20 protein-coding genes are annotated in these 22,788 nt (G+C 68.3%); 14 read left to right on the forward strand and 6 right to left on the reverse strand.

Going from position 1 to position 22,788, the window contains the following annotated elements; translation table 11 throughout:
- Positions 1-22: 22 nt before the first annotated feature.
- Together AC5RWT_RS06360 and AC5RWT_RS06365 are read right to left on the reverse strand one after the other, a co-directional pair.
- On the reverse strand, positions 23-799 hold the full coding sequence (locus tag AC5RWT_RS06360) for an SRPBCC family protein (protein WP_494079591.1): 777 nt from the start codon (positions 797-799) through the stop codon (positions 23-25).
- 55 nt (positions 800-854) lie between these two features.
- The gene (locus tag AC5RWT_RS06365; RefSeq protein WP_494079592.1) at positions 855-1,763 is read right to left on the reverse strand and encodes a DUF6707 family protein; all 909 of its coding nucleotides are present in this window, start codon (positions 1,761-1,763) and stop codon (positions 855-857) included.
- Between the two features lie 377 nt (positions 1,764-2,140).
- Here AC5RWT_RS06365 and AC5RWT_RS06370 point away from each other — a divergent pair, with 377 nt between their 5' ends.
- Entirely contained in the window at positions 2,141-2,392 is a 252-nt protein-coding gene (locus AC5RWT_RS06370) for a hypothetical protein (RefSeq protein WP_494079593.1), read from the forward strand.
- A 51-nt stretch (positions 2,393-2,443) separates the two neighbouring features.
- Here the strand turns inward: AC5RWT_RS06370 and AC5RWT_RS06375 are convergent, their stop codons facing one another.
- Together AC5RWT_RS06375 and AC5RWT_RS06380 are read right to left on the reverse strand one after the other, a co-directional pair.
- Entirely contained in the window at positions 2,444-2,983 is a 540-nt protein-coding gene (locus AC5RWT_RS06375; protein WP_364645705.1) for an NUDIX hydrolase family protein, read from the reverse strand.
- Positions 2,984-3,138: 155 nt separating this feature from the next.
- Positions 3,139-3,879 carry a VOC family protein gene (locus AC5RWT_RS06380; protein ID WP_494079594.1) on the reverse strand — a complete coding sequence of 247 codons (741 nt, stop codon included), beginning with the start codon at positions 3,877-3,879 and terminating at the stop codon, positions 3,139-3,141.
- Between the two features lie 78 nt (positions 3,880-3,957).
- On the opposite strand from AC5RWT_RS06380, the gene AC5RWT_RS06385 reads away from it, so the two are divergent.
- The gene (locus AC5RWT_RS06385; protein ID WP_494079595.1) at positions 3,958-4,551 is read left to right on the forward strand and encodes a YdeI/OmpD-associated family protein; all 594 of its coding nucleotides are present in this window, start codon (positions 3,958-3,960) and stop codon (positions 4,549-4,551) included.
- A gap of 99 nt (positions 4,552-4,650) precedes the next feature.
- On the opposite strand, the gene AC5RWT_RS06390 is transcribed toward AC5RWT_RS06385, so the two are convergent.
- Positions 4,651-5,811, reverse strand: coding sequence for a glycoside hydrolase family 76 protein (locus tag AC5RWT_RS06390; RefSeq protein ID WP_494079596.1), 1,161 nt, complete (start codon positions 5,809-5,811; stop codon positions 4,651-4,653).
- A 161-nt stretch (positions 5,812-5,972) separates the two neighbouring features.
- Between AC5RWT_RS06390 and AC5RWT_RS06395 the strand changes: the two genes are divergently transcribed.
- The 12 genes from AC5RWT_RS06395 to AC5RWT_RS06450 all read left to right on the forward strand — a co-directional run bounded on the left by AC5RWT_RS06395 (position 5,973) and on the right by AC5RWT_RS06450 (position 21,746).
- On the forward strand, positions 5,973-6,749 hold the full coding sequence (locus AC5RWT_RS06395) for a 3-hydroxyacyl-CoA dehydrogenase (RefSeq protein WP_494079597.1): 777 nt from the start codon (positions 5,973-5,975) through the stop codon (positions 6,747-6,749).
- 186 nt (positions 6,750-6,935) lie between these two features.
- Positions 6,936-9,884, forward strand: coding sequence for a phosphoenolpyruvate carboxylase (locus AC5RWT_RS06400; RefSeq protein WP_494079598.1), 2,949 nt, complete (start codon positions 6,936-6,938; stop codon positions 9,882-9,884).
- 708 nt (positions 9,885-10,592) lie between these two features.
- The gene (locus tag AC5RWT_RS06405) at positions 10,593-11,276 is read left to right on the forward strand and encodes an HD domain-containing protein (RefSeq protein WP_494079599.1); all 684 of its coding nucleotides are present in this window, start codon (positions 10,593-10,595) and stop codon (positions 11,274-11,276) included.
- A gap of 108 nt (positions 11,277-11,384) precedes the next feature.
- Positions 11,385-12,179: an IclR family transcriptional regulator gene (locus tag AC5RWT_RS06410; protein ID WP_494045096.1), complete on the forward strand. Its 795-nt coding sequence runs from the start codon at positions 11,385-11,387 to the stop codon at positions 12,177-12,179.
- A gap of 194 nt (positions 12,180-12,373) precedes the next feature.
- Positions 12,374-13,648, forward strand: a complete 1,275-nt coding sequence (locus tag AC5RWT_RS06415) for a cytochrome P450 (RefSeq protein WP_494079600.1) — start codon at positions 12,374-12,376, stop codon at positions 13,646-13,648.
- A 5-nt stretch (positions 13,649-13,653) separates the two neighbouring features.
- Complete coding sequence (locus tag AC5RWT_RS06420; RefSeq protein ID WP_494079601.1) at positions 13,654-14,823, forward strand: PEP/pyruvate-binding domain-containing protein; 1,170 nt, start codon at positions 13,654-13,656, stop codon at positions 14,821-14,823.
- 117 nt (positions 14,824-14,940) lie between these two features.
- Positions 14,941-16,815, forward strand: a complete 1,875-nt coding sequence (locus tag AC5RWT_RS06425) for a PEP-utilizing enzyme (RefSeq protein WP_494079602.1) — start codon at positions 14,941-14,943, stop codon at positions 16,813-16,815.
- A 95-nt stretch (positions 16,816-16,910) separates the two neighbouring features.
- Positions 16,911-17,714 carry an SDR family NAD(P)-dependent oxidoreductase gene (locus AC5RWT_RS06430; protein WP_494079603.1) on the forward strand — a complete coding sequence of 268 codons (804 nt, stop codon included), beginning with the start codon at positions 16,911-16,913 and terminating at the stop codon, positions 17,712-17,714.
- Between the two features lie 23 nt (positions 17,715-17,737).
- Positions 17,738-18,058, forward strand: a complete 321-nt coding sequence (locus AC5RWT_RS06435; RefSeq protein WP_494079604.1) for a 2Fe-2S iron-sulfur cluster-binding protein — start codon at positions 17,738-17,740, stop codon at positions 18,056-18,058.
- Positions 18,059-18,062: 4 nt separating this feature from the next.
- Positions 18,063-19,367, forward strand: a complete 1,305-nt coding sequence (locus AC5RWT_RS06440) for an NAD(P)/FAD-dependent oxidoreductase (RefSeq protein WP_494079605.1) — start codon at positions 18,063-18,065, stop codon at positions 19,365-19,367.
- Between the two features lie 40 nt (positions 19,368-19,407).
- Positions 19,408-20,175: an HD domain-containing protein gene (locus tag AC5RWT_RS06445; protein ID WP_494045089.1), complete on the forward strand. Its 768-nt coding sequence runs from the start codon at positions 19,408-19,410 to the stop codon at positions 20,173-20,175.
- A complete protein-coding gene (locus AC5RWT_RS06450) occupies positions 20,172-21,746 on the forward strand; it encodes an aldehyde dehydrogenase family protein (RefSeq protein WP_494079606.1) in 1,575 nt (524 codons plus the stop codon). The genes AC5RWT_RS06445 and AC5RWT_RS06450 overlap by 4 nt, the downstream gene beginning before the upstream one ends.
- Positions 21,747-21,755: 9 nt before the next feature.
- On the opposite strand, the gene AC5RWT_RS06455 is transcribed toward AC5RWT_RS06450, so the two are convergent.
- Entirely contained in the window at positions 21,756-22,772 is a 1,017-nt protein-coding gene (locus AC5RWT_RS06455; protein WP_494079607.1) for a glycosyltransferase family 4 protein, read from the reverse strand.
- Positions 22,773-22,788: the final 16 nt, after the last annotated feature.

Here is a 22,788-nt window from a genome sequence, read left to right on the forward strand (position 1 = left end):
TCGGCCGGCGAGGGTCGGTTGCCTAGCCGGCGCCGGCCCCGGCGGTGCTGCCGAGCACCAGCGGGTCGGCGTCGGGCAGTGCGCTTTTGCGCCAGGCCTCCCAGCCGTCCCGGATCTCGGCCAACCGCCTGGCGCCGAGCCCATAGCAGCTGATCAACACCTGGCTGCCGCCCTCGGGCCTGTCATCCGGGTGCGATGGAGTTTCTGCAACGATCAGCAGACCGCCGCCGTGATCGGCATACGAATCAACGGTCAACCCCAGCTGGCGATCCGAGCGGAACCACACCTTCCCGGAAATCTCTTCCCCGGTGGCCAGGGATGCGCTGTACGTTTCGCCCGCCGCCGGCAGGTTGTCCAGGCCAAGGCTGGAGAGCAGGCCGCCCGACGGGACGGAATCTGCGCCCAGGTAAGTGGTCTGGCGGTGGTCCTTGGGATGCCGTTCCAAGGCGAAGCGCAGCTGCTGGAGGAAGGTCAGCCAGCCTTCGCTGATGTCCTCCCACCATTCGTCGGACTGCTCGCCGGACTCCGGGCCGCGCTGAAGGGTGAGGCGCACGCCGTCGCCCACAGGCTCCAAAATAAAAGCGTCGCTGTCGCCCATGGTCAGCCGTTTGTGGTCTTCGGCTTCGCTGGCGTCGGTGAAGTAGATCTCGCGGATCTCCTCGTCCAGTCCGGCCATGTCCCAGCCGTGCCATTGGGCGATGTGTCTGGGTTCGCGCAGCATGGTCCATACCTGGCGCGCATCCGCGTTGATGTGGACGCTGAGTGAACCGGGCTCCGTTGCAACTCCGCTCTCCGTCATGCGGCCGACTCTACTCCCGGGCCGCAGGCAGTGGCCAGAGCCCGGAGGCAGGGCGCTAGGAGTTCCGTTGCTGAACGTCCAGGGCTCGGATGGCCACCAACTCGTTGCTGATCCGGCGGTCCAATTCGACCGGTTCCAAGGTCTCCGACCCGCCGTGCGTACGCAGGTACAACAACGCGGTCAACCGCAGCTCGCGCCACTCGCGCTCCGCCGTGCGGTCGACGGCCGCCATCGCCCGGTGGATTTCCTTGTCATAGAGGTTGGGCTCGTTCAACTGGCGCTGGCGGACCTCGGCGTTGATTTTCGCGCGGAAGGGATCCTCGTCGGCGTCGTCCGGAGTGCGCAACGCCTCGGCCAGCCTCAGCGCTTCCGTGCGGTCCTCTTCGCTGCCCGATTCGCGCAGGATGTACGCGGCCATGGCCAGTGCCGACTCGATCCATTTCCACCGGCCGAAGTTCCCGTCGAAGGGCTGGTCGATGATCAACCGGCACACCGTAAGCGCGCGCTCGCGGTCGTCCAGTTCCACGAACAGTGTGTGCGCGAGGTCGCGCACGTCCTGCAAATGGCTGCCGGCTTTCGTATTCAGCCCGCGGCTCAAGCGGGCGGCCAGCCGCTGGACCCCGGCATGGCGGCCATGCGCCCGGGCCACCGCCACCACCACGGCTTCCGGCGTGCCCTCCTCGGCGGGAATCAGCTCCAAGTCATCCTGCGCCAGTGCGCCGGGCAACTGGGCGGGCCTGCGAGAGGAGGCAATGCGGATGCGCGAGCCGTGGGCAATGCGCACCCGGCTGCCGTCTTCCAGCGTTGCCACCACCACCGCCGGAGTGCCGAAATCATCGGGCACGACGGCGGTGTCCGCCACGGGCGCGGAATGCTCACCGGAGCGCGTCAGGAACCGGGCACCGGCGCCTACGCGTTCGGCCTTGACATGGTGAATGAATGTCTCAGCCTGTTGTTCCGTCATGGGTAAATCCTTAGTCACGCTCGCGATCGTCAGATCAGTATATGAAACCGTTACCTTTCGGTCGGGAGGCCCGCTGCGGTGTCCGGCGGGGCCGCCGCGATGAAACGATAGATCGTGACGCGCATCACGCTAGGGGCTCTGATCCGCGAGTAGGACGGTCCGCGACGTCGGTTCCCGACATGCACATAGTCGGTTTCCGACTTGGACACAGAGGCTCACAAAGTCGGTCGCCGGGAGCGGATAGAGGACCAAAGATGACCGCGATCGTGGATAGCGTCGAAGAATATCGAGAAGCACCCGGACCGTAGCTTCATTAGGCCTCCGGGGAAGCCGCCAACGCACAGCAGCCCTACGTTCTGTGAAAGTTGAATCCTGCCATGAGCATCATCCTTGCCCCACGGGGCCGCATCACCCATGTACCAACGCACGCAACCGTTCAGCCGGAACAGTTCCGCAGCCGGAGCGGCCTAACCGTTCTGCTGCGCCTCGGGGGCATGATCCTGATGGATCTTGCCAACCGGCGCAGCCAGCGACCGGTCACGCTGACGCGGCTGCACTTTCAGGACCAGCACCAGGAGCAGTCCCGAAACCTGGCCGCCCAGATGTACACCTGGACGCTGCCCAGATAGCGCCCGCCCGACCGGGGCGCGGCGGGCTCGTGCCGGGTCGGCGGTCGGCGGTCAGCGGCACCAGCCTGCGTGGGCCAGCGCCTGGCGCAGCAGATTGCCACGGCCGCCGATGAACTCAGACTGGACCGCCTGGCTGAGGGCATCTTCCGGCGTCATCCAGCTCAGCTCCAGCGCGTCCTGGCGGGGGTTGCATTCGCCGGTGACCGGGATGACGTAGGCCAGCGCAACGGCGTGCTGCCGGTCATCGGTCAGACCGGTCTCGGACGGCGACGGGAAGTATTCGGCCACTGTAAACGGCACCGGGCTGGCTGGCAGCTGCGGAAAGGCCAGCGGGCCCAGGTCCTTTTCCAAGTGGCGCAGCAGGGCAGCGCGGACCGTCTCGCGGTACATGACCCGCCCGGAGACGAACGTGCGGACCATCTCGCCTTCGGCGGAGGCTTGCAGCAGCAGACCGATCTCTGTCACGTATCCCAGCGAGTCCAGCCGCACCGGCACTGCCTCCACGTAGAGCATCGGCAGGCGTTGCCGGGCCTCATGCAGATCCTCGTTGGAGAGCCAGCCGGGATACGGGTCGGGGGTGCGTACGCTCATGTACTTGTTCTACAGCACCGTTGCAATGCCAGTCACGCCGGCGACCATCCCGGCGCGTCCGGCGGCTGGACTTTGGTGCTCCCCGTACGAGCCGGTACCACCGCCGGTCCGCGGTACATTGCGTGATTTATTTGACCGCCCTGCCCGGCCGCGATTCAGCCGGCAGCAGAGCCGGCCGAGGCATTCGGCCTCACGGTGAAGCGCACCTGCATGGGGGCGGCCGACTCCGCGCCGTCCGGGTGCTCCACCAGCAGGGTCGGCGCGTCGGCAGCGCCTTCAAGCGAACAGGTGATTCCCGCCGCGCTGAGGCGGTCCCGCAGGGCGGTGAGGTCGTCGTCGTACTCAAAGGAAAGTTCCAGCTGCTCCGCTGCGCCGTGCCGCACCGCGACCAGCCCGCCGTTCTTCGCCGCGAAGTCCGCCCATACTCCGGGGTCGCCGAACCTGGGGTGCGCGCCGATCCCGCGGAGCGTGGCAACCGCGCCCGGCACATCCGGCGTCACCCAGAGCGGCATCACGGCCAGCGCCGGATCCGGCTGATCGGGCCCGGGGTGGCTGCCGAAGGAGGGCGAGGCAGGGTCGGCCAGGAAACTGAAGCCCGACGGCGCCGTAATCCTGGCGGCGCGGCCGTGGTCGGCGTCCTCGATCGCCGCCCGGGTGCCGTCGGCTGTAGTCCGGCGGGCGAACTCGTCCAGGTCTCGGACCTCGAAGCCCAGCTGCAGGCGGCCGTCCGCGGGGTCGCCGGCATCGACCCGGTGCAGCCCCAACCGGCCGGAGGCGGCATCAAACTCCAGCCAAGACCCGCCGTCGTCGGCCGCACACACCAGCCCGGCGGCGGTCAGCAGCTCCCGCCACGGCTCAATCCGGGACGTGGACACAACGGGGCGCACGCGCAGCACGGCAATCTCCTTCAGGTCAGCAACGAAGTTACCTCGAAACTACTAGACGGCGCGGCCCCGCCGTGCTGGCATAAGGGCATGCCTGCAGAACTTCCGGAATTGTTGTTGCCCGACGCCGCCGCCTGGCGGGCCTGGCTGGAGGAACACCACGCGGCGTCGGCCGGCGTCTGGCTGATCCTGCACAAGAAGGGCGGAACGGTGACGGAACTGGACTACGCCGGAGCGTTGGAAGAGGCCCTGTGCTTCGGCTGGATCGACGGGCAGTCGCGCCGCCGTGATGCCGAAAGCGTTTTCCAGCGGTTCACCCCGCGCGGCAAGCGCAGCATCTGGTCGCAGCGCAACGTCGGGTACATCGAAAAGTTGGAGCAGGCCGGCAAGATGCACGACGCCGGCCGGGCGGCGGTGGCTGCGGCGCAGGCCGACGGCCGCTGGGAGAAGGCCTACGCCGGCCCGGCCACGGCCGAAGTGCCAGCGGATCTGGCCGCGTCGATCGCTGCCGTCCCGGAGGCGCAGGCGATGTTCGACGTGCTCACCTCGCAGAACCGTTATGCCCTGATCCACCGGCTGGGCCAGCTGAAGACCGAGGCTGGCCGGCAACGCAGGATCGCCGACTTCGTGGAGATGCTGGCCCGGCACGAAACGCCGTACCCGCAGCAAAAGAAGCCGTCCTGACGTCCGCCGGCAGGCCTCCCGTGGTTGCGGCCGGGGTCAACCGGGTTGCCGCCGGGGTCAGCCGGGTTGCCGCCGGGTTCAACCGGGTTGCCGCCGGGGTCAGCCGGCCAGCGTGGCGGCGGCCTCCAGCGTCATCCACGCCTGCAATTGGGTGGAGAGTTCGACGCCGGTGCCCGGCTCGGGTTTCGCGGCCGCCGGGGCAGCGGGGTCGGCGGAGAAGACCAGGACCTCCCAGCTGCGGTGGTTCTCGATGGCCCGGCCGGCCCAAAAGCCTTCCGCGGTGTCCGCGACCATCCGCGCGGCCAGCTCGCGGACCTCGCCGGGCAGCTTGTCCGACCGGGCCGCCACGGCCAGATAACGGGCCAGGATCCCGGTGAATAGACCGCCGTCGCCGGCGCCGTGCGTGCGCAGGACGAGTTTCCGGCCCTCTTCCTCGGTGACTTCGGGCTGCTGCACCAGGCCGGCCGCGATGCCGTGCACCAGCTCGGCCGCGCGCTGCAGGTCGGCGTCCCGGCCCACCGCCAGCAGTGCCGCCAGCACCGGTCCTTGGTTGTAGGTATAGATGTCCGGCACCAGGACGGGCTTGCCGCCGGCGATGCGCACCCCGTCCAGGTACAGCCGCTGTTCCGGTGCGTAAAGTTCGGCATCCAGCCAGTCCAGCAGCCGCGCGGCCTGGCCGGTGTCGCCGCTGCGGGCCAGGTACAGCGCGGCCGGCGCCGTGGCCGGCGTGTTCTTGAAGTCCCGGGCGGTGTTCCAGAACAACCCGCCGCCCAGGTCTGGGGTGTGCGCCGATTCCAGCTGGGGCAGCAGCCGCCGGGCAGCCGCCCTGGACCGAAAGCGCGGCTTGTGCGCGTCGGCCGCCAGCGCATCCAGCCGCTGCGTGGCCAGAGCCAGCCAGGCCATGTCGTCGTAGTAGGAATTGGGGAAGCGGAAGCCATTGCGCCAGCGGACGGTGCGCAGCAGCCGGGCAGCCAGGCGTCCCGCGCTCGGTCCGTTGCCGCCGTCGTAATGCTGATCCCGGCGCAGCTCCCGCCGGCCGGCATCCACCAGGCAGTCCAGGAAATGCGCCTGCCACCAGTAGTGCCACGGTCCGGTCCAGCCGAGCGAGGGTCGGCGGACGGCACCCAGCAGCGTGAAAGGCAGCCCCAGCAGGCGGTGGCCGAAATGGCGGACGACGGCGATCGCCGCCTCGTCCGCGCGGCCCGCCGCCAGCGTGGGGATGGGCGGGCGGAAGGCTCCGCCGCCAGGCGGGGTGGGCATGGGCACTAGCCTAACCGCGGATGGGTGCTCGAGCAGGCCGGGCATTCCGCCCGCGGGCCCCGCCGGTGAGGCGGTGTGCTGCGGGCCACACTAGGCTGAGGTGCGGTGCTGCCGGTGGACCGGTGGCGGCGAAAGCACAGTGAACAGATGAGGAGGACTCAGTGGAGGTTTCCGGAACCGTAGCCCTGATCACCGGCGGAGCATCGGGGCTGGGCGCGGCCACGGCCCGCCGGCTGCATGCTGCCGGCGCGTCAGTGGTGCTGATGGATCTGCCCAGTTCGGAGGGGGAGCAGTTCGCCGCCGAGCTGGGGGACCGGGCCGTGTTTGCGCCCGCCGACGTGACCGTCGAGAACCAAGTGCAGGCCGCGGTGGACCGGGCGGCGGCGTTGGGGCCGCTGCGCATCCTGGTGAACTGCGCCGGCGTCGGCACACCGGGCAAGGTGCTGGGCCGCGACGGCGTGCTGCCGCTGGAAGCGTTCACCAAGGTGGTCCAGATCAATCTCATCGGCACGTTTAACGTGATCCGGCTGGCGGCCGCCGCGATGGCCGCAACCGAACCGGTGGAAACTGAAGTGGGCGGCCCGGAACGGGGAGTCATCATCAACACGGCCTCCGTGGCGGCCTTCGACGGCCAGATCGGCCAGCCGGCCTACGCCGCTTCCAAGGGCGGGGTGGCGGCGATGACGCTGCCGCTGGCCCGGGAACTGGCGCGCTCGCTGATCCGCGTGGTCACCATTGCGCCCGGCATCTTCGAGACCCCGATGATGGCCGGACTGCCGCAGCAGGCGCAGGAATCGCTAGGCCATCAGGTGCCGCACCCGTCGCGGCTGGGCCGGCCCGCGGAATACGCGGAACTTGCCGCACACATCGTGGCCAACAGCATGCTCAACGGCGAAACCATCCGGCTGGACGGGGCCATCCGGATGGCGCCGAAGTAGGCAGGAGGTCCCGGGGCGCTGGACTCCCGGGGCGCAGTCCACTTGAGCCGGCGGTACAGGGAGGGGACGGGCCCGCGGACGGAAAGCCGCCGCCGTCGTACGCTTGAGGGGATGCCGCGCCAGGCTGCTGAATCCGCCGTGCCGGCATCAACCGGCAAGCCCTGTAGGACGCGAAAGGATACGGCCATGCCCCACGCCGCCCGCGATCGGGACCTCGACGCGAGCCTGCGCGCCGACGTGCGCCGGGTGAGCACGCTGCTGGGCGAATCGCTGGTGCGCCAGCACGGGCCGGATTTGCTAAACCTGGTGGAACAGGTGCGGCTGCTGACCAAGGAATCCAAGGAAGCCGCCCGCGGCGAGGGCGAAGCAACCGGGCCGTGGACCGCCCGCGACGTGATCGACCAGGTCCGCGAGTTGCTCGCCGGCCTGGACGTGGGCGAGGCCACCGATCTGGTGCGGGCGTTCGCCTTCTACTTCCATCTGGCCAACGCCGCCGAACAGGTGCACCGCGTGCGCCAATTGCGCCGCCGGCCCGAGGAGGACGGACAGCTGCTGCGCACCGTCGCGCAGATCGCCGATGAAGCCGGACCGGAAGCGCTGCAGCGCGCGGTCAACCAACTGGACGTGCGTCCGGTCTTCACCGCCCATCCCACCGAGGCGTCGCGCCGGACCGTTTTGGACAAGCTGCGGGCCATCTCCGATCTGCTCTCCACGACGACGGCGGAAGGCAGCACGGCACGACGGCGGCAGGACCGGCGGCTGGCCGAAATCATCGACCAGATGTGGCAGACGGACGAGCTGCGGCACGTGCGGCCCAGCCCGGTGGATGAGGCCCGCAACGCCGCCTACTACCTGGGCAACATCCTCACCAACACCATGCCGGAGCTGATGGGGGACCTGGCCGAGCTGCTTTCGGAACACGGCGTGACACTGCCCGACGACGGTGCCCCGCTGCGCTTCGGCTCGTGGATCGGCGGCGACCGGGACGGCAATCCGCATGTGACCGTGGACGTGACGCATGAGGTCTTCCAAATGCAGAACCAGCATGCCGTGCGGATCAACATCGGCTTTGTGGACACGCTGATCGCGGTGCTCTCCAACTCGACGACGATCGTGGCCGCGAGCGTCGAGCTGCTCGACTCCGTGGCCGAAGACCTGGCGAACCTGCCCGGCTTGGACCCGCGGGTGCGCGAGCTGAACGCGAACGAGCCGTACCGGCTGAAGCTGACCTGCATCAAAGCGAAGCTGCTCAATACCAGCGCCCGGATCCAGCGCCGGCTCCCGCATGAACCAGGGCGGGACTACAGCTCGACGGCCGAGGTGCTGGCCGACCTGGCGTTGATCGAGCAGTCGCTGCGCGCGCATACCGCGTCGCTGGTGGCCGACGGTTCGCTGGCCGCGGTGCGCCGGGCGGTGTCCACCATCGGCCTGCATCTGGCCACCTTGGATTTCCGGGACAACGCGAGCAAGCACCACAAGGCCGTCGCGGCGCTGCTGGCGGCCCGCGACGCGGAACGTGTGCCGGCCGGGGTGCCTGGGGGTGCGGCGGGATCCCCGGCGACGTTGGGTGCGCCGGCGGCAACGGCGACGGGAGCATCGGGATCCCCGGCGACGCTGGGTGCCCCTGCTGCAACGGCGGGTACCCCTGCCGCTTCGGTGGAAGCTGGACCGGCGGAAAATTACCTGGAGCTGGGGACCGGTCCGCGGCAACAGCTGCTTTCCTCGTTGCTGCTCGTGCCCGGGCCGCTGGCACCGCCGTCGTCGTTGAAAAAGAAGCGCGCGCGGACGTTGGAGGTGTTCCAGGCGATTGCCGACGCCCTGCGCCAGTACGGCCCGGACGCGGTGGAGACGTACATCGTGTCCCGGGTACGCGGCGCCGACGACGTGCTGGCGGCGGTTGTGCTGGCCCGCGAAGCTGGCCTGCTGGACCTCAGCGGGTCCGAGCCGGAGGCACTGATCGGGTTCGCGCCGCTGCTGGAAAGCGTGGAGGCCTTGCGCAGCGGCGGCCGGATTCTGGACGATCTGCTCTCGGATCCCCAGTACCGCCGGATCGTGCAGCTGCGCGGGGACCTGCAGGAAGTCATGTTCGGCTACTCCGACTCCAACATGGAAGCCGGCGTGGCCACCAGCCAGTGGGAGATCCACAAGGCCCAACTGGTGCTGCGGGATGTAGCGGGACGGCACGGCGTGCGGCTGCGCTTCTTCCACGGCCGCGGCGGCTCGGTGGGGCGCGGCGGCGGACCGACCTACGACGCGATCCTCGCCCAGCCCAACGGCGCGCTGGCCGGCGAGATCAAGTTCACCGAGCAGGGCGAAGTCATTTCGGACAAGTACACGCTGCCGGAGCTGGCGCGGGAAAACCTGGAGCTGGCGCTGGCGGCCGTGCTGCAGGCGTCTGCGCTGCACCAGGAACCGAGGACGTCAGAGGCCGAGCGCGGCCGGTTCCACGCCGCGATGGAGGAGATCTCCGGGGCGGCCTATGGGCGCTACCGCTCGCTGGTGGAGCATCCGGATCTGCCGGAGTATTTCCGGGCGTCGACGCCGGTCGAACAGCTGAGCGCGGTGAAATTCGGTTCGCGTCCGGCGGCCCGCCCGGAAGCCGGCCCCGCCGCCGGTCCGGGGTTCGGCAAGCTGCGGGCCATTACCTGGGTGTTCGGCTGGACCCAGTCACGGCAGATCGTTCCCGGCTGGTACGGCGTGGGCAGCGGACTGCGCGCCGCCCGGGCCGCCGGACTCCAGCCGCTGCTGCGCGAGATGATCAGCAACTGGCACTACTTCCAGTCCTTCATCTCGAACGTGGAAATGACGCTGGCCAAGACCGACTTGGAAATTGCGGCGCATTACGTCGGCACGCTGGTTCCCGCCGAGCTGCGGCACCTGTTCGACGACATCCGCGCCGAGTACGAGCTCACCGTGGCGGAAATCCGGATGCTCACGGGCGAAAACCAGCTGCTGGACAACCAGCCGGTGCTCCAGCGCTCGCTGGACGTCCGCGACCAGTACCTGGACCCTATCTCCTACATGCAGGTTGAGCTGCTGCGGCGCATCCGGGCGTCGGAGCCGGACGAGGCGCTGCAGCGGGCCATGCTGATCACCGTCAACGGGATTGCCGCCGGCCTGCGGAATACCGGGTAGCGAGGGCGGGCGTGGTGTCTAGGCTGGGGCAGCGCGGGACGGGCGCGTCTGCCGGTCCGGTGGGTGTCTTCGGCCTTCGCTCCCACGTTTCGGCTTATCGGCCCACGTTTCGGCCGACCCAAACCGCCCTGACGTGGGACGATGCTCGCGGAGGCTGGCAAGACATGGGAGCGAAAAGTGAACGGGCGGCTGGCATCCACCGGCGGTGCACCCCACTTCGGGCCCGGCCCGCCACTTCGGGCCCGGCACGCATCCACCGGCCCGGCACGCCACTTCGGGCCCGGCACGCATCCACCGGCGGTGCACCCCACTTCCGGCGATGGCTGGCTGCGGGCCGTTCTGGCTGGGCCCCTCGGCGACGAACTGTCCATGTTCAGCAGTAACTGTCCACGTTTCGGGTGAACTACCACCCTCTGACTAGGCATGATGCTTAAGCATCCGGTAAAACGTGGACAGCACACGTAGTGGTGCCGCCTTGACGGTGGCGGTGTAACGGACGGTGCCGCCTCGACGGTGGCGGTGTAACGGACGGTGCCGCCTCGACGCCTCCTGCGTCCGGTCCCACTGAAGGGGCTGCCGGTCCAGGCCTGTCCCGCCCGCCCGTGGCGCCCCAGCCAACCGCCGCGGCAATCGCCCCACCCCGCACCCCTTCCGCCCAGCGGAAACCCCGGGTTGCCCGCCGCGGCCCGGCCCGGCATGCTGTGGAGCATGACCAAGCTGCAGCCCTCCGAAAACCTGTTCGGCCACGACGTCACCGCCGCCATCGAGGCCGAACCGGACGGCGTGCTGCAGTTGGACGAGCATCTGGCGCGGATCTGGGAGCAGGCCGCGCCACTCCTGACAATCCGGGACAACGACGCCCACACGTTGTACGCGTTCGGCCTGGCCCAGGCCATGCTTGCCGCACATCCGGAGGCCGACGCCGGCGTCGTGCTTCCGGCGATCATGCTGCACGACATCGGCTGGTCCCGGGTGCCGCCGGACGAGGTGCTGTCCGCCATCGCCCCCGGCGGCGGCCGGTCCGACCTGGTGCTGCTGCATGAGAAGGAAGGTGCCCGGCTGGCGGCGGGGATCCTGGAGCGCGCAGGCCATGACGCGGCGCTCATTCCGCGCATCCTGGAGATCATCGACGGACACGATTCACGCAAGGAAGCGCTCTCCATCGAGGACGCGATCGTCAAGGATGCGGACAAGACCTGGCGGCTCAGCCCGCACGGCCTCGACACGGTGATGGAATGGTTCGGGCTGGATCGCGGCCAGGCCCTGCGGCTCTGCAGTCAGCGCGTGCTCGGCCACCTATTCACGGCGGAGGCCGAGGCCATGGCCCGGGCGTTGTCCGCGCTGGAATCGGCAACGCTGTGGCCGCAGCGCCAGGCGCTGCTGGCGCGTTAGACTCGGTGTCGGCCGGCTGCCGCTGGGGCGCCGGCGGTGGAGCGCGGATGCAATGACGACGACGGTGCCCGGCTCCGCGGGTCCACCTGCGGAATGTGGGAGGCAGCTATGGCCGGCGGTAGCAGTGAGCCGGGGCGTTCGGTCACGTCCCGCGTGCTGGCCATTCTGGAAGCCTTCGAACAATCCCGGACCGCGCTGAGCCTGACCCAGATTGCCGAGGGCTCGGGCCTGCCGCTGAGCACCACGCACCGGCTGGTCGCCGAGCTGACGGACTGGGGCTTCCTCTCCCGCGGCGCCAACGGCCGGTACCAATTGGGCATTCGCCTGTGGGAGCTGGCGCAGAACGCAGGCCGCCAATTGCGCGATGCCGCGCGGCCGTTCGTGCAGGACCTGTTCTCGCTCACCGGAGAAACCTCGCAACTGGCCGTCCGGGAAGGCCACGAGGTGCTCTACATCGAGCGCATCTACGGCACCAAGCGAGTCCCGCGTGCCTCCAGGGTGGGCGGACGGCTGCCGATGCACGCCACCGCCGTCGGCAAGGTGATCCTGGCGTACGAGGAGGAATGGGTCCGCACCGCCTATCTCAACCGGCAACTGGAGCGGTCCACGGCCCACACCCACATTGTTCCCGGGCGGCTGGCCGAGGAGCTGGACCAGATCCGCGAGCAGGGTTATGCCACCACGCTGGAGGAAGTCCGGCTGGGCTCCTGTTCCATCGCCGTGCCCGTCTTTCACACCGGCAGGATCGGTGCCGGCCTGGGGCTGGTGCTGCTGACTTCCCAAGCGGGGACGATGGCCCGACATCTTCCGGCCTTGCGTGGGGTTTCGGCGCAGATTGAACGGGCCACCGCGCATATCCCGCTCGAGTCGCTGCTGGGCAGCCATGTCGCGCGGAAAACCTAAGCCGCTTGGGGCGATGACGGCGCAACTCCTTGTCCCGCCCGGTCAAGCAAGCGAGAGACGGTAAGCACTATTCGTTTCCACTCAGTGGAAGCCATAGATGTGTGTCACAGGGTGACGTGGGCAACACTGGAGTCAGATCAACCCGCTGGAGCCGGAAACGGCCGCCGCGGGAGCCCGACCCCAAGGAGTTCCAGATGTCTTCCTCAACCGAAACGGCAGCTTGTCCGTTTGGCCACGGTGCCGAGGCCCCTGCCGGACACCACGGCTACGAGCCGTTCCAGATGAAGGACCCGTTCCCGGCCTATGCCGAGCTGCGGAACGAACAGCCCGTCATGTTCGACGAGCGGGTGGGCTACTACGTTGTCTCCCGCTACGACGACATCAAGGCCGTTTTCGACGACTGGGAAACCTTCTCCAGCGAGAACGCCCAGGCCCCCGTGCGCAAGCGGGGCCCGCAGGCCGCCAAGATCATGGAAGACGGGGGCTTCACCGCCTACTCGGGCCTGTCGGCCCGCCGCCCGCCCGAGCACACCCGGATCCGCGCGGTGGCCCAGAAGGCCTTCACCCCGCGCCGCTACAAGGCGCTGGAACCGTTCATCCGGCAGAACGTGGTGGACCAGTTGGAGGCAATGCTGGCGCGCCCGGAGCACCGCGGCGAACTGGTCAAGGACCTGGCCTACACCGTGCCGACGGTCACCATCCTGACCCTGATCGGCGCCGACGTCTCGCAGGTGGACACGTTCAAGCGCTGGTCCGATTCCCGCGCGGCCATGACTTGGGGCGACCTGAGCGACGAAGAGCAGATCCCGCACGCCCACAACCTGGTGGAGTACTGGCAGGAGTGCCTGCGCCTGGTCCGCGTGGCCCACGAGGAAGGCGGCGACAACCTGACCGCCGACCTGGTCAAGGCGCAGCAGGACGGCGCGGAGATCAGCGACCACGAGATCGCCTCGATCCTGTACTCCCTGCTGTTCGCCGGGCACGAGACCACCACCACGCTGATCGCCAACTCGCTGCGCGTGCTGCTGGCCCGTCCGGAGCAGTGGCAGCAGCTGGTGGAGGAGCCCAAGAAGATCCCGGCCGCCATCGACGAAGTGCTGCGTTTCGCCGGCTCGATCGTCGGCTGGCGCCGGAAGGCGCTTAAGGACACCGAAGTGGGCGGGGTCAAGATCCCGGAGGGCGGCGAACTGCTGCTGCTGATGGGCTCCGCCAACCGCGACGCAGCCCGCTTCGAGGACGGCGAGGAGTTCGACATCTCCCGCGGCAACGCCCGCGAGCACCTGTCCTTCGGCTTCGGCATCCACTACTGCTTGGGCAACATGCTGGCCAAACTGCAGGCCAAGATCGCGCTCGAAGAGGTGGCCCGGCTGGCACCCAACCTGAAACTGAAGAGCCCGGAGGGCATTGAGTTCCGCGAGAACATCTCCTTCCGCGTTCCCGAAACCGTTCCCGTTAGCTGGGAGGCCTGAACACCATGCACAGCAATGAATTCATCCAATTTTTCGACGGCGGCGTCGAACCCAAGCTCGAGAACCTCGGCGGCAAGGGTGCATCCTTGGTCACCATGACGTCGGCTGGCATGCCGGTGCCCCCAGGCTTCGTGGTCACCACCGCCCAGTTCGACCGCTTCATGCAGGAAGCCGGCATCACGGGGCACATCAACCAGCTGCTGGCCGGTCTCGACCCCGAAGACGTTGCCCAGGTGGACTCTGTGTCCGCCGCCATCCGCGAGGACATCTGCTCCCGGCCGGTTCCGGCCGACATGCGCGCTCAGACCATCGAGGCCTACGAGGACCTGATGTCCCGCTTCGACGAACCGGTGCCGGTGGCCGTCCGCTCTTCCGCCACCGCCGAGGACCTGCCGGACGCATCCTTCGCGGGCCAGCAGGACACCTACCTGTGGCTCGAAGGATTCGCCGCCGTGGGCGAGCACATCCGCCAGTGCTGGGCATCGCTGTACACCTCCCGCGCCATCATCTACCGGCTGAAGAACAACATCCCTGACGAGGGCCTGTCCATGGCCGTGGTGGTGCAGAAGATGGTCAACGCCAAGGTCTCCGGCGTCGCCATGACGCTGGATCCGGCCAACGGGGACCGCTCCAAGATCACCATCGACGCGTCCTACGGCGTCGGCGAAATGGTGGTGTCCGGGCAGGTCACGCCGGACAACATCGTGCTGGACAAGGTCACGCTGGTCTCTGTAGCGGAACACATTGGGGACAAGCACGCCGAACTGGTGCCCGATGCCTCGGCCCGCAGCCTGATCGAGCGGGAAGTCGACGCCGAACGCCGGTCCCGCCGCTGCCTGACCGATGACGAATTGAAAGCAGTCGCACAGATGGCCAAGCGCGCGGAGAAGCACTACAAGTGCCCGCAGGACATCGAGTGGGCGCTGGACCACGACCTGCCCGACGGCGAGAACCTGCTCCTGCTGCAGTCCCGCCCGGAAACCGTGCACTCCGCCAAAAAATCCGCCTCCTCCGCGGCAACCCCGGGAACCGGCGGCTACGCCTCGGTGCTCGGAGCGGGCATCCCGAAAGCCACGGACGCCTCCGGCAACCCGGCCTCCGGCAACCCGGCCTCCGGCACGTCAGGCTTCAGCCTGGGCAGCATCACCGCCTCGCTGATGAAAGCCTCCATCTGACCGTTTTACTGCACCACCCGTTCCACAGTTTCCACTGCGTTACCTGCTAGGTTCCACCGTTCCACCGAACCGCCCACTGAAGGCTCAACGCTTCAGCCCGCCACCGAAAGGACCGCCATGTCCATGAAGTCCTTCCCGAAGCCGTCCGAACTGCCGGTACCCGCCGGCGCCGAGGGCTGGGAGAAGATCTACCCCTACTATCTGGTGTTCCAGGACAAGCTCAAGGAACAGGAAGACGCCAAGTTCTGGTTCTGCGACAGCCAGCACTGGCCCACCGTCTACAAGCCGTTCGAGACCATCGGCGGTGAGTTCGCGGTCAAGTGCCTGGGCCAGTACAACGCCCGGCACCTGATGATCCCCAACGCCAACGGCATCGAGTTCCGCGTGCACCTGGGCTATCTGTACATGTCCCCGATCCCGGTTCCGGAGGACCAGATCGCCGCCCGCGTCCCGCATTTCGAGCAGCGGGTGGGTCACTACTTCCAGAACTGGGAGGAACTGCTCAAGCAGTGGCACGTGAAGGTCCGCGGCACCATCGACGAGATGGAGACACTCTCCTTCAAGAAGCTGCCGGACATGGTCCCGATGGAGGACATCACCACGGGCAAGGCGATGGACGGCTCCGAGGTACTGCTGGAGAACTACGACCGGCTGATCCAGCTGGCCTACCAGAACTGGCAGTACCACTTCGAGTTCCTGAACCTGGGCTACATCGCCTACCTGGACTTCTTCAACTTCTGCAAGGAAGTGTTCCCGAACATCCCGGACCAGTCGATCGCCACCATGGTCCAGGGCGTGGACATGGAACTGTTCCGCCCGGACGACGAGCTCAAGCACCTGGCCAAGCTGGCGGTGGAACTGGGCATCCAGTCTGCCTTCGCCAACACCGACGACGTCGATGCCACCTTGGCCTCGGTCCGCGCCTCCGCGGGCGGCGAGCGCTGGATTGCCCGCTACGAGGAAGCCAAGGATCCGTGGTTCAACTTCACCGTGGGCAACGGCTTCTACGGGCACGACAAGTACTGGAACGAGCACCAGGAAATCCCGCTGGGCTACATCGCCGACTACATCCGCCGGCTGGACGAAGGCCAGCAGATCATGCGCCCGGTCGCGGAGCTGGTGGCGGAGAAGGAACGGATCGTGGAGGAATACCGCGACCTGCTCGAGGGCGAGGCCCAGACGGTGTTCGACGCGAAGCGCCAGCTGGCCGCCACCGCGTACCCGTACGTGGAGAACCACAACTTCTACATTGAGCACTGGACCATGGGCGTCTTCTGGCGCAAGATCCGCGAGCTCTCCCGGATGATGCACGCCGAGGGCTTCTGGACCGAGCCGGATGACCTGCTCTACCTCAACCGTAACGAGGTCCGCGACGCGCTCTTCGACCTGGTCACCGGCTGGGGCGTGGGCGCCGAACCGATCGGCCCCACCTACTGGCCGGAGGAAATCGAACGCCGCCGCGGCATTGTGAACGCGCTCAAGACCGCGCGGCCGGCGCCGGCGCTGAACACCCCGCCGGAATCCATCACCGAACCGTTCACCCGGATGCTCTGGGGCATCACCACCGAGCAGGTCCAGCAGTGGCTGGGCGAAGGCGAGGAGGTCGAGGGCGGCGGGCTGCGCGGCATGGCCGCGTCCCCGGGCGTGGTGGAAGGGTATGCGCGGGTGATCCACGATTCCGACCAGCTCGCCGAGGTGCAGCAGGACGAAATCCTGGTGGCCACCGTGACCGCGCCGAGCTGGGGCCCTATCTTCGGCAAGATCAAGGCCACGGTCACGGACATCGGCGGCATGATGAGCCACGCCGCGATAGTCTGCCGTGAATACGGGCTGCCAGCGGTGACCGGCACCGGGTCCGGGTCCACCACCATCAAGACCGGCCAGCGGCTACGGGTGGACGGTACCAAGGGAACCGTGCAAATTCTGGACGCCGAAGAACCGACTACAACGGTCGTCGAAGGCCCCGGCGCGCACAGCCACAGCCACGTCTGAGCACCGGCGCCCCTAACAGGCGCTCCCACTGCCGGGTCGGGCGAGTCCCTTCGCGGGGCCCCGGCCCGGCACATCCCAACAGGAAAGTTAGACCAATGACACAGCCTCCACTGGACGCCGCAGCCACTCCCGACGGCGGCAACCCCACCGCGGGGTCCGGCACGCGGACGGTGCTGATCACCGGCGCCGCCGGCGGACTCGGCCGGGCCTTCGCCCTGGGCTTCGCGTCCCGCGGCTACCAGGTGGCGGCGGCCGACACCAACCTGGCCGGCGCCGAGAAGACCGCGGCGCTGGTCCGCGAAGCCGGAGCGGAGGCCGAAGCCTTCGAGGCCGATGTCACGGACGTCGCCTCCACCGAGGCCCTCGCCCAAAGGTGCGCCGCCTTCGGGCAGGGGAGTATCGACGTCGTGCTCAATAACGCCGCCATTTACGCGACGGTGACCCGCACTCCGTTCGAGGAGATCGACCCGGCCGAATGGGACCTGGTGATGAACGTGAACCTGAAGGGCCCGTGGCTCATGACCCGCGCCGCGAGCCCGTACCTGCCCGACGGCGGGCGCGTCATCAACCTGTCCTCCGCCACTATCTACTCCGGCTCGGAGCAGTGGCTGCACTACGTCGCGTCCAAGGGCGGCGTGGTGGCGATGACCCGGGTGCTGGCCAAGGAACTGGGCCGGCGCAACATCACCGTCAACGCGATCGCGCCCGGCTTCACCCTCACCGAGGCCAGCTACGGATTGATGGAGAACGCCGAGAACTACGGCGTGGACCGCGGCGCGCTCAAGCGCGCCAGCCAGCCCGAGGACATTGTGGGCGCTGCGCTCTTCCTCGCCGGACCGGACAGCTCCTACATCTCCGGACAAACCATGGTGGTCGACGGCGGCCGCCAGTTCATCTAGCACTGCAACCCGAAGGAGAACCCATGCCTACGGTTCAATTCACCGACGCTGAAGGCGCCGTCCGCGACGTCGAAGGCAACCCCGGCGACTCCGTCATGGAGACCGCGGTGCGCAACGGCGTGCCCGGGATCGTCGCCGAATGCGGCGGCTCGCTATCCTGCGCGACCTGCCACGTTTTTGTCCGCGAGGACATCCTCGACCAGCTTCCGGAGATGGAAGAAATGGAAGACGAAATGCTCTACGGCACGGCCGTGGACCGCGAGGACAATTCGCGGCTGTCCTGCCAGCTCAAGCTCTGCGAGGGCCAGGACATTTACGTCACCACCCCGGAAACCCAGGTGTAGGACCATGGACACCACCACCACAACGACGACGGTGCCCGCCGAGGCGGCCGACGGCGCCGTGCGCACGGGGCTGCTGATCATCGGCGCCAGCCAGTCCGGGGTCCAGTTGGCCGTATCGCTGCGGGCGCTGGGCTTCGACGAACACATCACCCTGCTGGGCGAGGAAGACCACCGCCCCTACCAGCGCCCGGCCCTGTCCAAGGAGTTCCTGCAGGGCACGGTGGAAAGCGAATCGCTGATCTTCCGGTCCAACCAGTACTGGGAGGACCACAACGTGGCCCTGGTCAAGGGCGAGCGGATCGAGCGGATCGACAAGGAGGCCGACGGTTCGGGCGTGGCCCACGCGGCCTCCGGGGCGGAATTCCCATTCCGCCGGTTGGCGCTGACCGTGGGGGCCCGGGCCCGCAAGCTGCAGGTGCCCGGAGCGGACCTGGACGGTGTGGTTTACCTGCGCAATGCCGACGACGCGCTGGCACTGAAGGCCCAACTGGACGGCGTCCAGGATGCCGTAGTGATCGGCGGCGGCTTCATCGGGCTGGAGGCCGCCTCCAGCCTGCACAAGATGGGCAAGAACGTCGCCGTGCTGGAATACGGGCCGCGGCTGATCGGCCGGGCGGTGGGGGAAGAGACCAGCGAGTACTTCCTCACCGCGCACCGCGAACGCGGGCTGGACATCCGGCTCAATGCGCGGATCCAGGAACTCACCCCCGCGGACGGCGGCCGGGTCTCCGGCGTCCGGCTGGAGGACGGCACCGTGGTGCCCGCCCAGCTGGTGCTGGTGGGCATCGGCGTGGTGCCGAACACCGAGCTCGCCGAGCAGCTCGGCCTGGAGGTGGACAACGGCATTGTGGTGGACCGGCACGCGCTCGCCTCCGACGGCACCACCGTGGCGGTGGGCGACGTGGCGAACATGCCGAACCCGCTGCCCGGCTCGCCGGAGGGCGAGCGGATCCGGCTGGAGAGCGTGAACAACGCGATCGAACACGCCAAGGTGGCCGCCTACTCCCTGATGGGCCGGCGCGAGGACTACGCGGGCATCCCGTGGTTCTGGTCCAACCAGGCGGACCTGAAACTGCAGATCGCCGGGCTCACGCTCGGTTACGACCAGACCGTGGTCCGCCGCGATGATGAGCGCGGCAAGTTCTCCGTGCTGTATTACCGCGGCGGGCAGATCATTGCCGCCGACTGCGTCAACGCGCCGCTGGACTTCATGGCGGTCAAGAACGCCCTGGCCAAGGGCCAGAACATCCCCGCGGACGCCGCAGCGGATCCCGCCGTCGTCCTCAAGACCATTGCGACGGACGGCTGAGCAGCCTACCCGGCACGCCGCACCCCTAGGAGACCCACCCATGAGCACCCCCGAGACGCAAACCCCGGAGGCCCGCGGCACCATTCCCGCGCGGGTCGGAGGCCAGACTGATCCGGCCGACGACCCGCGCGCCGTGGCCTTTGCCGCCGCCCATCCGGTCCGGCCGTTGCCGGCCACCGGGTTGGTGGACACCACGCCCATCTCGACCACTCCCGCCGCCGTTGGCGACCTGGATGCGATCTGGCAGGCGGTGGTGCGGGAGACGCGCAGCCGCGGCAACGACATCCACCTGCCGATCTCGCTGGCCTTCGCCGAACGGCTCTGCCGGGCGTACCCGGAGGCCGACGCGGAACTGGTCCGGGTGGCCATCCTGTTGCACGACACCGGCTGGGCACATGTGGACGAGTCCCGGATCCTCTCCGAGGGCTTTACCGGCGACTGGCGCAAGGCCGCCATCCGGTTCGAGCATGAGGCCGAGGGCTGCGAGGTGGCCCGCCGGGTGCTGCCCGGTCTGGGCTACGCCGCGGAGTTTGTGGACCGGGTCTGCGAAATCATCGACGGGCATGACACCCGCCATGTGGCGTACTCGCTGGAGGACGCACTGGTCCGCGACGCCGACCGGCTGTGGCGGTTTGACCACGCAGGCATTGCGCTGGCCTCGACCTGGTTCGGCATGACGCCGGACGTGTACACCGACCGATTGGGCGTGGAGATCATACCGGAACTAATCACCGAGGCCGCGCTGGCGATGGGAACCGCAGACCTGGAGCGTTCCCGGGCCCTGCTGAAGACGGGAGTCATCCGATGACCAGCACACCGCACACCGCAGCCGCGGCACCCGGGGGAGCCCCGGCGTCGTCCGCCGCAGCGGGAACAGCCGCCGGGCCAGCCACGGCGCCGGCGCTGGCCGCCCGCGAGGCACTGGAGCTGCCCTACACCCATGTGGACGACGTGTTTGTTGACGGCGGCTGGGTCCCGGCCCGCGGGACCGGCCGCAACCCGGTCACGGACCCGGCCACCGGACAGGTGTGGGGATCGGTGCCGGATGGGACGGTCGAGGACGTCGACGCCGCGGTGGCCGCGGCCCGACGGGCCTTCGACGCCGGCCCGTGGCCGACGCTGGCGCCTTCCGAGCGTGCGGCATATTTGCTGCGGATCGCTGACGAGGTGGAAAAGCGGGCCGGGGCGTTGTCCCTGACCAATACCCGCGAGAACGGCTCCCCGGTCTCCGAATCCTCCGGTGCCGCGGCCAACGCGGCCGGCATCTTCCGCTACTTCGCCACGCTCGCCGACTACCTGGAACGCGAGGACTTGCGGCCGTTCCCGCGCGGCGGCGGCGAGTCGGTGGTGCGCCGCGACCCGGTAGGGGTGTGCGGGCTGATTGCGCCGTGGAATTTTCCGATCAACCTGATGGTGATCAAGCTGGCGCCCGCGCTGCTGGCCGGCTGCACGGTGGTGATGAAGCCGGCCTCGCCCACGCCGCTGTCCTTCCGGTTGATTGTGGATGCGGTGGCCGCCGCGGGCGTGCCGGCCGGCGTGGTCAACCTCGTCACCGGGTCCGGGCGGCTGGGCGACACATTGGTGAAGCACCCCGGCGTCGACAAGGTGGCGTTCACGGGTTCCACCCCGGTGGGCCGCAAGATCGCGGCCGCGTGCGGGGAACTGCTGCGGCCGGTCACGCTGGAACTGGGCGGCAAGTCCAGCGCGGTGGTGCTCGAGGACGCCGACCTGGATGAAATGTCCAAGGTGCTGGTGCGCTCCTGCATGCGCAACACCGGGCAGACCTGCTACATCTCCACCCGGATTCTGGCCCCCGCCTCGCGTTATGACCAGGTGGTGGACATGGTGACCGCGACCATCGCCGCCGGGGTGCAGGGCGATCCGCTGGATCCGGCCACCGTTTTCGGGCCCGCGGCCACCGAGTCGCAGTACCGGACTGTGCTGGACTATCTTGATTCCGCCCGGTTGGAAGGCGCCCGCGCCACCACCGGCGGGCGGGCGGCGCGGCTCGGCGGCGGACTGGAGGGTGGCTACTTCGTGCAGCCCACGGTCTTCGCCGATGTCACGCCGGAGATGCGGATTTCCCGCGAAGAGGTTTTCGGGCCGGTCATTTCCGTGTTGAAGTACACGGACGTGGACGCCGCCGTGGCACTGGCGAACAACACCGAGTTCGGCCTGGGCGGCATCGTGTTCGGCCGGGACCAGGACGCGGCGCTCGCGGTTGCCGACCGGATGGATACCGGATCGGTGGGCATCAACTTCTTCGCCTCCAACCATTCCGCCCCGTTCGGCGGCCGACACGACTCCGGTCTGGGCACCGAGTACGGGATTGAGGGGCTCAACGCCTACCTGAGCTACAAGTCCATCCACCGCCGCTAGGCTGCGCGCTCAGGGTCCTGCCAGTAGCCGCGCGTAGAGGTGCAGGTAATCCGCCGTCATGCGTTCCGCGCTGAATCTTTCTTCCGCCGTTGCCCTGCAGACCCGGCGGTCCAGCGTGGCCGCGAGCGGCAACAGGTCGGCGAGCCCCCGATTGTCCAGCGCCAGATATCCGGTGACGCCGGGCTTGATGATCTCCGGGGCCGCTCCCCGCGGCGTGGCCACCACGGGCGTGCCGGTGGCCAGCGCCTCGATCATGACGAGGCCGAAAGGCTCGGCCCACTGGATGGGGTTGAGCAGTGCCAGGGCCTCGCCCAGCAGCCGGTACTTGTCGCCGTCGCCGACTTCACCGAGGAATTCTTCATCATGCCCTAACAGGGGTTCGATGACATCGTGAAAATACCGTAACTCCTCGGGCTCGCGCATCTTGGCGGCGATCTTCAACGGAATCCCTGCGATGCGGGAGATGGCGAGGGCATGTGCCACCCCCTTGTCCTGACACATCCGGCCCAGGAAACAGACATAGCCGCCCCGACCATCGCCGACGGGCACTGCAGCCGTGTCGATGCCGTGGTGAATGACGGCGGCTGCCCTGAGGCTGGACCCGGCCAACTGCTGGTGCGAGATGGCCACGATGGGCACGTGCCGGGCCATCGCCTGATAGATCCCGGCCAGCTGCGCCGTCAACGGCCCATGAACTGTCGTGACCACTGGAAGGGAAGGGGGCCTGTCCCGGTACAAGGGTCCTGCCAAAGTATGGTCGTGGACGAGGTCTACGCTTTTCAGTCCTTCGTAGGCCCGGATGACATGGTACAGCTCAGCTTGGTCATTGCCGATGGTGTCCGGATCAGAAGGTTCTGTGCCTGGAACCAGAGGAACGGGGCATGTGCTGTCGGCTGCTGCCGCCAGCAGCACCTCGTGGCCGGCTTCTACGAAACCACGGGCCAGAGTGTCGACGACCTTTTCCGTTCCGCCGTACGCGCGGGGCGGGACCGGGAGCCATGGCGGAGCAATGAGACCGATGCGCATCACTGCCTCCTCCCTG

The organism is Arthrobacter sp. Dra40, assembly GCF_059091905.1.